At 32.9% G+C, this 12,998-nt stretch carries 10 protein-coding genes and 1 tRNA gene; 4 read left to right on the top strand and 7 right to left on the bottom strand.

Features of this window, described 5'->3' with window-relative positions:
* Positions 1-32: 32 nt before the first annotated feature.
* Positions 33-1,865, bottom strand: a complete 1,833-nt coding sequence (locus E1J38_RS12510) for an SLC13 family permease (RefSeq protein ID WP_133357174.1) — start codon at positions 1,863-1,865, stop codon at positions 33-35.
* A gap of 307 nt (positions 1,866-2,172) precedes the next feature.
* On the opposite strand from E1J38_RS12510, the gene bshB1 reads away from it, so the two are divergent.
* Both bshB1 and E1J38_RS12520 read left to right on the top strand, forming a co-directional pair.
* Complete coding sequence (bshB1, locus tag E1J38_RS12515; RefSeq protein WP_133357173.1) at positions 2,173-2,895, top strand: bacillithiol biosynthesis deacetylase BshB1; 723 nt, start codon at positions 2,173-2,175, stop codon at positions 2,893-2,895.
* Positions 2,896-2,990: 95 nt separating this feature from the next.
* Positions 2,991-3,066 (top strand) — tRNA-His (locus E1J38_RS12520).
* A 99-nt stretch (positions 3,067-3,165) separates the two neighbouring features.
* Here E1J38_RS12520 and E1J38_RS12525 read toward each other — a convergent pair.
* The 5 genes from E1J38_RS12525 to E1J38_RS12545 all read right to left on the bottom strand — a co-directional run bounded on the left by E1J38_RS12525 (position 3,166) and on the right by E1J38_RS12545 (position 7,110).
* The gene (locus E1J38_RS12525) at positions 3,166-3,666 is read right to left on the bottom strand and encodes a hypothetical protein (protein WP_133357172.1); all 501 of its coding nucleotides are present in this window, start codon (positions 3,664-3,666) and stop codon (positions 3,166-3,168) included.
* 71 nt (positions 3,667-3,737) lie between these two features.
* The gene (locus E1J38_RS12530) at positions 3,738-4,751 is read right to left on the bottom strand and encodes a M28 family metallopeptidase (RefSeq protein WP_133357171.1); all 1,014 of its coding nucleotides are present in this window, start codon (positions 4,749-4,751) and stop codon (positions 3,738-3,740) included.
* Between the two features lie 64 nt (positions 4,752-4,815).
* The gene (locus E1J38_RS12535) at positions 4,816-5,868 is read right to left on the bottom strand and encodes a M28 family metallopeptidase (RefSeq protein ID WP_133357170.1); all 1,053 of its coding nucleotides are present in this window, start codon (positions 5,866-5,868) and stop codon (positions 4,816-4,818) included.
* A gap of 104 nt (positions 5,869-5,972) precedes the next feature.
* Entirely contained in the window at positions 5,973-6,341 is a 369-nt protein-coding gene (locus tag E1J38_RS12540) for an FUSC family protein (protein ID WP_133357169.1), read from the bottom strand.
* A gap of 4 nt (positions 6,342-6,345) precedes the next feature.
* On the bottom strand, positions 6,346-7,110 hold the full coding sequence (locus E1J38_RS12545) for a DUF3108 domain-containing protein (protein ID WP_133357168.1): 765 nt from the start codon (positions 7,108-7,110) through the stop codon (positions 6,346-6,348).
* Between the two features lie 180 nt (positions 7,111-7,290).
* On the opposite strand from E1J38_RS12545, the gene E1J38_RS12550 reads away from it, so the two are divergent.
* Positions 7,291-8,142, top strand: a complete 852-nt coding sequence (locus E1J38_RS12550) for a universal stress protein (protein WP_133357167.1) — start codon at positions 7,291-7,293, stop codon at positions 8,140-8,142.
* A gap of 123 nt (positions 8,143-8,265) precedes the next feature.
* Positions 8,266-11,595, top strand: coding sequence for a tetratricopeptide repeat protein (locus E1J38_RS12555; protein ID WP_186525866.1), 3,330 nt, complete (start codon positions 8,266-8,268; stop codon positions 11,593-11,595).
* Positions 11,596-11,634: 39 nt separating this feature from the next.
* On the opposite strand, the gene E1J38_RS12560 is transcribed toward E1J38_RS12555, so the two are convergent.
* On the bottom strand, positions 11,635-12,969 hold the full coding sequence (locus E1J38_RS12560) for an adenylate/guanylate cyclase domain-containing protein (protein WP_133357165.1): 1,335 nt from the start codon (positions 12,967-12,969) through the stop codon (positions 11,635-11,637).
* Positions 12,970-12,998: the final 29 nt, after the last annotated feature.

Here is a 12,998-nt window from a genome sequence, read left to right on the forward strand (position 1 = left end):
TTTAAGATTCCTACTATTATTTATTTCTATATTTAGAATGGCCAAATCATTGGCACGAGCACTAGCGAAACAATTAAGAACAAGAGTAATAATGGGGCGCCTACTTTGAGATAATTCATGAACTTATAACCTCCAGAAGTCATAACCATGGCATTTGTTGTAGTCCCTATTGGTGTTAAGAACGCTGTTGAGGCACTAATAGCAACCACAATCATAAAAGGCTCTGGCGAAAGGTTTAGAGAACTAGCGGCTAATATGGCAATAGGAGCCATTAGTACGGCTGTAGCAGAGTTATTAATTACCTGACTAAAGGTAGTGGTTAAAATAAAAACACCCCCTAATAATGCCACAGGATGTATGGCACCTAGGTAATTTACTAAACCATTGGCTATAACTTGTGCAGTTCCTGTTTTTTGTAAAGCAATACCCATAGGAATCATGGCCGCAATCATAACTACACTGGTCCAACTTATACCTTTGTATGCTTTTGCCATTGGAACACAACCTGTTAGTAAAATGATACCCGCAGCTATTAAAGCGGCTATAGAGCCTGGTACTACTTTAAAAACCATAAAAACAATCATAAGTAGTAAAGCACCCATAGCAATGTAAGATCTGTAATTGAGGCTTTCTACGTTTTTAGCCATTCCTTCAGGGCTACCACATATTACTAAATTTTCGTGTTGTTTTTTTAGGTCATCAATACTAGCCCAAGTACCTCTTAATAAAAAGGCATCGCCTACTTTTACGGTTATCTCTTTATCTTGTAAAGGCTTTTGGTTTCTTGAAACAGCCAGTAATTGAATGTTAAATCTTTTAAAATAATCTGCTAAATTATATTTCCTACCAACCAACATGGAGTTAGGGTTTACTAAAACCTCAGTCATACCAACCTCTTGGTTAATAAGATTGTTTTTTAATTCTTCTGTAGACTCTTCCTCTAAAGGTAATAACCCTAACCTGAACCTAATCATAAGGCGGTTGATAGCTTCTGTATCACCTTTAACAGTAATAATATCATGGTACCTTAATTCCGTATTTAAATCTGGGAATTCTTCAAATTTAGGATATCCTTTTAATCTGTTAGGATGTCTTCTTTTTAGTCTAATTATGGTGATATTAAACTCTTTTTCAAAATTCCAATTTTCAATTTTAGTATTAATTAATGGAGATAAAGACCTAATACGTAGCCTATAGTAATCATCATCAATTTTGTAAGCCTCAATCCAATTGTGCAAAGTAGATTCTATATTTACTGGTTTGTTATTGGTTTTATTTTCAGGCAGTAACCTATAGCCAACATATCTAAAATAAAGCAAAGCAATTATTAACAGGGGTAAGCCAATTAAGCCAAATTCAAAGAATGAAAACCCTTCATGACCTGCTTCAACTAATGAGTTACTAGCAATGATATTAGGAGGCGTTCCAGTTAAAGTAAGTAAACCACCTGTATTAGAGCCAAAAGCAACTGGCATTAGCATTTTTGAAGGTAATGTTCCTATGCTCCACGCTGATGATATAGTTAGAGGCATAAGGGTTGCAACAGTACCCGTATTGCTTACAAAACCAGATAATACTCCAGCACCCAAACTTACTATAACTAATAATTTAGGCACACTTTTACCAGCCCATTCAACAAATTTCTTACCAGCCATGGCTGTCCAACCAGTTTGAGCAATCCCTTCTCCTATAATGAAAAGGGCAGCAATCATGATGACGGTTGGGTTACTGAATCCGCTTAAAGTTTCAGCGGGTGTCAAAATACCTGTTAAATACAAGGTAATCATAGATATTAGTGCAACAATATCTGGAGTGAATTTTCCCCAAACAAAAAGTACAATTGTTACTACTAAAATAAAGAGCATTAAATACATGTTTCTAGTGTTTTCTCGTTTGATTAATTATTGTGTAAAATTACTATTGATTGCCCCAATTTATTATGATTAATGTCATAAACAAAGGCGTGTAATTATTTTTTAATTATTCTTATATTTAGCTAGTAAAATTTGGTAATACTTTTAGCGAAGACGTTTTCGTAATCAGAGTTTTTACATGATTTTAAATTTCTTTTGAAGGATTAAAGAAACTCTTTTTCATTACATTTAAAAACTTTAAGGATTATTATGAAAAAAATAGGGTTTTTGAAAAAACTTTTAAACACAAAATTAATAAATGAAACTAGATATTCTTGCTATTGGGGCGCATCCAGATGATGTTGAGTTAGGTTGTGGTGCTACCATTGCCAAAGAGATTGCCCATGGTAAAAAAGTAGGTATTATAGATTTAACTAGGGGTGAGTTAGGAACCCGTGGTACCGCTGAAACAAGACATGAAGAAGCTGAAAATGCGAAAAATATTTTAGGAGTTAGGGTTAGAATAAATATGGAGTTTGCTGATGGGTTTTTTGTTAATGACAAAAACCATCAATTAGAACTCATAAAAATGATACGTAAATTCAAGCCAGAAATTGTATTGTGCAATGCTGTTGATGATAGGCATATAGACCATGGAAAGGGCAGTAAATTGGTTAGTGATGCTTGTTTTTTAAGTGGATTGATTAAAATTAACACTAAAATTGAAGATGATGATGAATGGCAAGAACCATGGAGACCGAAGCATGTGTATCATTATATGCAATGGAAAAATTTAGAACCCGATTTTGCGGTTGATGTAACTGGGTTCATGAATAAAAAAATAGACGCTGTTTTAGCTTATAAAACCCAGTTTTTTGATGCTGATAGTAAAGAGCCTGTTACTCCTATTTCTAGTGTGAACTTTAAAGATAGTGTAACTTATAGGGCCAGAGATTTAGGACGCTTAATAGGTGTAGAGTATGCCGAGGGGTTTAATGTAGAGCGTTATGTGGCTGTTGATAGTTTATTCAATCTTAAATAGAAGAAGGGTAAATATTGATTAAAAACTAAAAAAAGTCTTTGTAGAAAAACCGAAATCTGTTACATTTGCACTCGCATTAATAAATGCGTAAACATGGTGGTTGTAGCTCAGTTGGTTAGAGCGCCTGATTGTGGTTCAGGAGGTCGTCGGTTCGAGACCGATCTTCCACCCAAAAAGACAAGCCTTTCAAGACATTGAAAGGCTTTTTTTGTGGTTTGAACTCAATAATATACAAAGAGTAAACCATATTAATCTTTATAAAGAACTAGTTCAGTGCTTTTTATTGGAGCCATTGTTGGACTTAGTTTTTTCTCTTTCTTCATAGTATTCTCCAAAAATCTCAGCACATAAATAACCTGTAGACAATGAAAATTTTAGTCTTAATTCATATTCTGGATTTATGAAATTTGTACTTGCGATTTGTAATACAGAATTTATATATTCCCGAATTAATTGTTCGTTCACACTTAAATTATGAGCAATTCCATTTCTGATTTTATTTAATAATCTAAGGGACTTTATAATTCCTGAACTTCTTTCTCCAAATCTTCCAAAGTGTTCTATCATTCCAATTTTTAGACTATGGCTATATCCTCCTTTGAAGAAGTTTGCGTCTGAATTATTAGATAAATTTTCAAGATAACAGTTTATTGTAAATTCGGTTATGATATGGCCTTTGAGAATTAACAATTCTAAGTCATATATATTTTTAAAGTTGTTAAGTAGAAGTTCTTTAAAATCTTCTAAACTATAATCTCTAATTTGTTCCATGGGATTTTTGGTAAATTAAATCCAAGCGTATAAAGCTGTTCACTTAAATGTGCTATTGTAAATCCCTTTTCTTAATTCTTATCTAGCTTAACACGCTCTTCTCTATTAGCTAATTCCCAAGCCGTATGAAAAATTAATTTGGCTCTTGCAGCTAACAGTTCGTATTCAATTTTATCGGGGGTATCCGTTGGTCTGTGGTAATCGGCATGGGTTCCGTTAAAGTAGAAAATTACAGGAATATTGTTTTTAGCAAAGTTGTAGTGATCTGAACGGTAATAAAAACGGTTGGGATCTCTGTCACTATTGTAGGTATAATCAAATTTAAAATTAGTAAACCTTTTGTTTACATCTTCAGAGATGTCATGTAGTTCTTTACTCAACTTATCAGACCCAATTAAATACAGATAATTAGGGTTGCCTTCATGTTTGGGGTCAATTCTACCAATCATATCAATATTTAGGTTAGTAACCGTATTTTCTAGAGGAAATACAGGGTCAACATCGGTGTAATAACGCGAGCCGTAAAGCCCAATTTCTTCACCGGTAACATGCAAGAATAGAATAGAACGTTTAGGTCCGTGACCTTTGTCAGCCGCTGTTTTAAAGGCTTCAGCAATTTCTAAAATAGCAACGGTACCAGACCCATCATCATCTGCTCCGTTATTAATTTCACCACTTTTAGAAATCCCAATGTGGTCTAAATGCGCAGAGATTACTATAATTTCTTCTGGTTTTTCAGAGCCTTTTATGTAAGCCAAAACATTTTCTGAAGCTTTGATATCTCCTTTAAAAAAAGATTCTGGTATTTCTTGAAAATAATCACCTTCTGCAATTGGAGAAGGGATACCGTTAGCAATGTATTGAGCTTTAATGAACTCTACCGCTTTTTTCTGCCCTGGCTCCCCTGTTTTTCTGCCTTCATATTCGTCAGACGCATAGGTGTAAAGCATCTCTTTTAACTCTGAAGGGGTTATAGTATTGGCATAATTAACCCGATTAGCTTCCTTCTTTTTTTCTTTATTCTTAGAGGAACTACAAGAGGTAATAAGACAGGTAGCACAAAGAAGTAATAAAATTTTTCGCATAATTATGAATCAGTATTTAACGCTATAATACAAAAAAAGCCTTTATGAAAAAGCTCCATTCAACTTATTTTAACAATTCGTTGTCTTTATCTAAAGCTATCCTTTGTTCTTGGTTGGCTATTTGCCAAGCAGTAGCAAACACAAGTTGTGTTCTTTTTTGGAGCAACGGATAGTCAATTTTGTCTGGAGTATCTGTAGGTTTATGGTAATCATCATGTTCGCCATTAAAGTAAAATATTACTGGCACTCCTTTTTTTGCAAAATTATAATGGTCAGATCTTGAATAATAGTGGTTACTTTCTCCTTTAACGTTGTATTTATAGTCTAAATTAATACTGAAATACTTGTCGTTAATTTTTTCAGAGATATAGTGTAATTCTTTGCTTAGCCTATCAGAGCCTATCAAATAGATATAATTTTTATTTTCTTTGTGTAAATCATCAACCCTTCCAATCATATCTATATTAAGATTTGCCACTGTGTTTTCAATGGGAAAAACAGGATTATTAGTGTAATATTCAGAACCTTTTTTACCTAATTCTTCTGCTGTAAAATGAAGGAACAAGATGCTTCTTTTTGGTCCATGACCGTCGTTTTTTGCCATTTTGAAAGCTTGAGCCATTTCCATGAGGGCTACTGTACCAGACCCATCATCATCTGCACCATAGTTTATTTGACCATCATCTTCAATTCCTAAATGGTCTAAATGAGCCGATATCACTACAATCTCGTCTGGTTTTTCAGATCCTTCAATAAATGCTAATACATTATCGGTGTCTTTGGCTTTATTTGATAGAAACTCAGCTGGAATGGTTTGAAAGTAATTATTACCACCATAAGCAGACTCAATGCTTTCATTTTGATAGTACGCCTTTAAAAAATTGGCAGCTAATACATGTCCTTTTTCACCGGCTTTTCTGCCCTCAAATTTATCAGAAGAAAATGTATAAAGATGTGTTTTTAGTTCACTAGCTGTAATCGTACTAGCATATTTTATAACAGCAACACTATCTACAAGCTGAATACTATCTTTTAAATTTTGAATTTTGGTAGTATACTTTGGTGTAGCGCAAGTACCAACAAGAGCTAGCATTGAGAGAATGCATATGATTTTCATCTGTGTGTAATCTGTGTGTTTTGAATCAGATGTATTAGCACTTTAATAAAGCGTGCTAATTTTATTTTGCTCAAAGATACAAATAATAGCGAAAAAACTTACCTTTATAGTTCTATATCTTCTAGTTCAGGTGCATCAATTTCAATATCATCAATTTCTAAATCTTCTAGTTCTTCTAAAGCTTCTTCTTTTGATTGCGATTCTGTGGCTTTTAGTTCCTGGGTGTCAGCTACTTCGGTTTTAATAAATAATGCTTTATACGTAGTGATTGCCAAAGCCATAATGGTTAATAAGAAAGTAAATTGAATTATTTTTTTTACTTGTCCGGTTTTTCTTGAAAAGTAAAAAGCCAATAAACCAAATACAAGCGCCAAGATTGATGGAATTATAGCTAAATTGGAAATAGGCAAAATAGCGAATATTATTGCTAAAAGCGAAGCTATAATTGCTAGTGTAGTAAATAGTTTTTTCATTTTTTTAGTTTTTTAATCCAGAGGCTGATTTAATTTTTAACTCCCCATTACCAACTGGAATTTTAAATTTTCCAAAGACTATAATTTTATTAGCATCTGCTGTAAGCCATAGCAAATTTGAATTACTACCTTCTAAAGCTTTTGAGTCGCTTCCAATTGAAATTTTGTAACATGTTTTTGTTCCAATAGCAGTGTTTAAGTTTTCTTTTCCTAAGTAGGTTATATACCCTTTGGTTTCTTTTCTATCAAAAATAACATTAATTGTTTTTTGTTGACCAACCCTCATGGTTTCATAATCCAGTAATCTCAATTTATAAAGTGTTGAAACAATATCGTTAGATCCAGAGTTAAACGTAAAGTCTTTGTTTTGAACCTGATTGTTCTTTTTAGTTTGAACAGACTTTATAGTATTTGTTTTATGGCTATAAGTATATTTCATAGCCTTAAAATAGCTCCCTTCATTTATATTCCGTTTGTATAAATAAGGTGTCAAAGTTTTTGGGTTTACATAGCTTTCATATAAGTCTCTAATCTTAAAAAAGGTATCCCATTTACTATAGGTTGCTGCGGTACACTTTAATCTTAAAAGTGTAGCTTTAGAGGTTTGTACATCACTGGTTTCCATGGTTACTTGTGCAATATCATTAAGTATCCCAGACATGTTATAAGATGCAGTGTATACTAGTTTTTCTCCTGGAGCTATGGCCGTGTTTTGGGCGGTACATGCAAATGACCAAAAAATAATAACTAGGAAAAGAAAACGCGTCATAAAAAAAGGCTTTTTAGGTTAAAACATTAGGTTTAACATTTATTGTGCCGAAAATACAATGCTTTGACTTATTTTGCTAATTTTATTTGGCACGCTGTAACCTATTGTACAACTGATAATTGTCATAGTTTTTATTGTATTCTAGATATATATTTACGTATCATCAAAATTTGTGTAGCAATGAAAACTATACTATTACCTACAGATTTTTCAAAGAATTCCATAAACGCTATTAAATACGCTACCAAGTTGCTTAAAAATGAGGTATGTGATTTTTATATTCTCAATGTTCAAAAAGCATCCTCATTTATTTCTGATGATATGATGTCGGTTTCTTCATCTACCACAATCTATTCTACATTAATAGACGCCGCTAAAAAATCTATTACAAATATTATATCTGGACTTAAACTAAAGCAGCACAATGATAAACATCAATTTCATTCCATAGTTGATTACGACAATTTTATAGATTCTATAAACCAGATTTCAGACAAACATCAAGTAGATTTAATTATTATGGGTACTAAGGGTGCTTCTGGTTTACAGCGTGTTCTGTTTGGTAGTAATACAGCAAGAGTTATGCAACGATGTCATGTGCCTGTTTTGGCTGTACCTGATGGTTGTAGATATACCACACTAAAGAAAATAGCTTTTACAACCAATCACATAAATTTATTTTCTATTGAAGAGTTACAGACACTAAAAGATATTTTAGCTCTTAATAATTCTAAACTTTACATTTTGCACGTAGCCGATGAGCATCATTTGGCACAAAAGCAATTACAGAATATGGATTTTTTTAACACTTATTTCCCAGAAGCAACTCATGACTTTATTGATGTTAATAAGAAAGATATGTTTGAAACTGTGCATCAGTATATTATTGATAATGATATAGATATGTTATCTATGATTAGTGAAAAGCACTCCTTTTTAGATAGATTGTTTACAAGACATGCTCTTGAAACTTTCGCTTTCAGTATTGATGTGCCTTTCTTGGTAGTAGAGAGTTCCACAATTAATACATAATCGCTTAACCCCCTTCGGTTCAAAAAGTTTATTTTATACCTTTAGGAAATAAAATCAATTGTTTCCTATATCTTAATGAAATATAAACTTTGTATATTATTTTATTTAGTCTTTGTTAATTTTTTGATTTCGCAAACAGAAAAAATAGATAGTCTTAAATTTATTTTTGAAGATCAAAAACAGACAGATTCTATACGTTTTGAGGCAGGCTTAGATGCTTTCATGATACTTTTTAGAAAAAATATTGATACTGCAAGAGTTTTTGGAAATAAGGTTTTAAAATTTTCTGAAGAAAAAAACAACACAAACTGGCGTGCAACTTCTCTAAGATTTATTGGTAATACTTATGCGGCTAAAGGCCAGTTTACAGAATCCTTAAAATTTTTTTTTGCCAGTCATGAGTTGCTAACTGAATTATCAGATGAGAAAGGTATGGCAACCACTTATAATAATATTGGAATCACTTATTATGAGTTAGGTGATTTTACAAAGGCTTTAGACTATTTACTTCAAGGGTATAAGTTATCTGAGAGCTTAAATGACACTTTAAATCTCTCAAGAGTTACTAATAATTTGGGTAATGTTTATATACGACAGAAGAATCAAGAAAAAGCGCTTGAATATTATAATTTAAGTTTAAAATTAAAAGAGAAATCTGGAAATAAATATTCAATCTCACATGCATACAATAATGTTGGATTGGTATATACAAACTTAAAGAATTTTGATCTAGCCTTAGAGAATTTATTAATCAGTGCTGAGCTTTCTAACGAAGTTAACGATCAAAGATCGCTATCTAGAGCCTATGGCAATATTGGTCAGCTTTATAATATTCATGGCAGGTTTACAGAAGGTTTGGAGTATCTTAATAAAGCAATAAAAATTAAAGAACAAATAGGAGACAACGAAGGTTTAGTATCCAATTATTTATACCGGGGTGGGGGTAACCACTTTTATACAAGTAAATATTATTTAGCTAAATCAGATTGTGAAAAAAGTTTGGAATTAGCTCGCAACATGAATGTTTTAATTGCCGAAAAAGAAGCGTGTGAGTGTTTAAGTAAAGTTTGGGAAAAACTAGGTAACTATAATAAATCGCTTCAATATTATAAACAATCAATTACAGCTAAAGACTCACTATTCAACAACGAGAAAACTAAGGAAATTACCCGGCAAGAAATGCAATATCAGTTTGACAAACAAAAGCTTGCCGATAGTATAGCCTTTAATAAACAGCAGGCTAAACAAGAATTACAATTTGCTCAAGACTTAAGTAAACAAAGAAATAAAATAAACCTTCTAATATTTGGTACTATAGGGTTGTTGGTAATAGGATGGGTTTATTGGCAGTCAAGACAAAAAAGTATTAAACTAAAAAATGAAAGAAATATTGTTAATAAATTAAAGCAAGTAGATCAATTAAAAGATGAATTTTTAGCGAATACTTCGCATGAACTTCGTACACCTTTAAATGGAATTATAGGGTTATCTGAATCATTAAAGGATGGTGTAGCTGGTCAATTGTCTCAAAAAGCAATTGAAAATTTAGACATGATTGTAAATAGTGGTAAGCGATTATCTTATTTAGTAAACGATATCCTAGATTTTTCTAAACTTAAGAATAAAGATATTACCCTGTCTTTACAATCAGTAGATTTGTATTCTGTTGTTTGTATGGCATTGAAAATTTCTGAGGTATTTGTGAAAGATAAACCAGTAAGGTTGGTGAATTCTATACCTAAGGATATTCCTTTGGTATGGGCAGATGAGAATAGGCTGCAGCAAATTCTATATAATATTATAGGTAATGCTATTAAGTTTACTGAAAGAGGGAAAATTGAAATTAGCTCAAAGGTTGATGGAGAGTTTATAAAGACTTATGTAGTAGATACAGGTATTGGGATTCCAGAAGACAAGTTTGAAGCAATATTTAAGTCCTTTGAACAAGTTGACGGTTCAACAGAACGTGAATACGGAGGTACAGGATTAGGCTTAACTGTAACCAAACAGCTGGTAGAATTACACGGTGGCGAAATTGAAGTAAATTCTAAAGTCAGAGAAGGTTCCACATTTAGTTTTACAATTCCAAGAAGCCCAGATAAGCGAAGCGACCATTCATTTTCTGAACAAACTGATGAAAGTCTACAAGTTCAGTCTTTGGCAAATCATAATTCAAAGGAATCTATATTAGAAATACCTCAGTTAAAAAATCATACAAATATTTTAATTGTTGATGATGAACCTATTAACCGTCGTGTTTTAGAAAATCACCTTTCAGTAGCCGGATATAATGTTCATGAAGTAGGAAGTGGTAAAGAAGCATTAGAACTTTTAGATGAGGGTTACAAATTTGATTTAGTTTTATTGGATATTATGATGCCCAATATGTCGGGCTATGAGGTATGTGAAATCATAAGGAGGCGTTACCTGACCAGTGAATTACCAATTATATTACTGACTGCAAAAAATAGGGTGAGTGATCTGGTAATAGGGTTTAATGCAGGGGCTAATGACTACTTGACAAAGCCTTTTTCAAAAAACGAATTGTTGAGTAGAATTAAAACGCATTTAAGCTTGTATGGCATTCATAAGGCTACAAGTAAGTTTGTACCCTATGAATTTTTAAGATCAGTAGGAAGGGAGGCTATAACTGATGTTGTGTTAGGAGATTATATTGAAAAAGAAATAACGGTTTTATTTACCGATGTAAGAGATTATACGAGTTTGGCAGAATCTATGACTCCAGAACAGAATTTCAAATTTGTCAATGCTTATGTAGGAAGGATGGGGCCTTTAATTCAAAATAATAATGGATTTGTAAATCAGTATTTGGGAGATGGTATCATGGCGTTATTTCCCGAGCAAGCCCAAGACGCACTTATGGCGTGTATAGATATGCAAAAGGTTATCCAACAGTATAACGAACGGAGACAAAAAGAAGGTTATGATATTATACATGTAGGTATGGGCTTACACACTGGTAAGTTGGTAATGGGTATCATTGGTGACCCCAATAGAAACGATACGGCCATAATTGCAGATACAGTTAATACGGCATCTCGTATGGAGGGTGTAACCAAGCACTATGGTGCTAATATTATTTTAAGTGAGGCAAGCATTGATACTATTATAAATAAAGAAGATTTTAATTTTAGATTTTTAGGAAAGGTAATGGTAAAAGGAAAGCAGCATGCTATGGGAATTTATGAGTGCTTTGACGGTGATTCGGTGAAACAGATAGAATTAAAACTAAAGACTCTTAAAGATTTTGATAAAGGTTTGAAACATTTTTTAAACAAAGAGTTTCCAAAAGCTTCAGCGTTATTTGATAAGGTAATCAATAAAAATCCAAAAGATGACGTAGCATACTATTTTATGACTAAATCTGCTGAGTATACTATTTCTGGAGTACCAGAGGATTGGGAAGTGATTAATAAAATGGATAAAAAATAGCTTTGTGAAATTTAATGTTAAGTTTAATAAATAATATGTTTAAGTTTCTTTGGCAAAGCGTTTCATTTCTGAGGTTACAGTTTCCAAGGCTTGTTTCCAAGCCTTTAAAAGTTGTGGGTTACTCATGCTTCCTAATGTTTCCTCTATAGTTTCCATAAGACACTCTAAAACAACTGGATAATGTCCTTCTTGAACACCGTATCGTGAATGACTTTCCCCTAAGAGTTTAAGCCCCAAAGTAAGATGTTCTGGTCTACTCATAGAATAAACAATACCACCCAACATGTGGGTTAGAAGTCTTCCTTGAGAAGCCATATTATTTTTAAATAGGGCTTTAGCATCTGGTGCTTTAGTAAATACTTTATCATAGAACTTACTAGCAAAAGCATCTTCATTTCTCAGTAAATGATCAAGAGACTGTTGTAATTCTAACTGAACGTCCATTTCCTTAAAGCCAAATAATTCATGTATTACCGTGTCATGGTCATGCCCGGCCATTTGATTTGAAAATGAGCGTCCTATATCTAAAGTATTTGGTGAAACACTTTTGAAAACAGAATCTGAAATTAAAATAGAGGTTTGCGCTTGTTTGTTGAAAGATTGTATTCTGCTTGCTGTGTTTACAGGGTCTCCAACAACAGCAAATTGTTTGTGCTTTGGATGACCTAAATGACCTATGTAAGCTCTGCCAAAATTAATACCTATTCCCAATTTTAGATTAACATTAAAATCAACCAGTTCAATATGATTAAGGCGTTCAATAGCATATTGCATGCCCAATGCAGCTCTTATAGCATCTTTGCAGTTTTTACTTTTCAAGCCACCAGAGACACCAAATAAGCCAATAATTTCATCACCTACGTATTGATAAATAACACCGTTATTTATTAGGATAGGATCTCCCAAAACCGTGTAAAACCTGTTTAAAATGTGAGCCACATCAAAAGAGCTATTTTCAGAAGCTAGTTTTGTAAACCCTCTAATATCACAGAATAAAATGGCTATAGGACGTTCTTCGGCCACACCCTCAGGAATGGTTTCAAGTTGTAATCTGTTAACCTCAGAATTGGTCCAAACCAAACGTTGAATACTTACATTACCTTTGGTATAGCATTGACAAGCTAAACGAATGGAAGGATCCCATTTACGTACCCTAGCAACTTCTTGTTCTTTTAAGGTGCGAGGATTTAAATTACTATGTCCGTCCATCACTCTAATACGGCAAGTTGTACACAAACCATTACCTCCACATTCATGAATGTGTGGAATTTGGTTCATTATAGAACATTCCAAAAGTGAAGCATCAAGATCATGATGTTCAACTTGTTGGTTGATTCCCGTGTAAGTTATAATTGAAGCTTTTACTTCTGGCATTTTGCATTGATTGGAGTATTAAAGTTACT

Origin of the sequence: Seonamhaeicola sediminis (genome assembly GCF_004358095.2) — a bacterium.
In the GTDB taxonomy this organism is placed as follows: Bacteria; Bacteroidota; Bacteroidia; order Flavobacteriales; family Flavobacteriaceae; genus Seonamhaeicola; species Seonamhaeicola sediminis.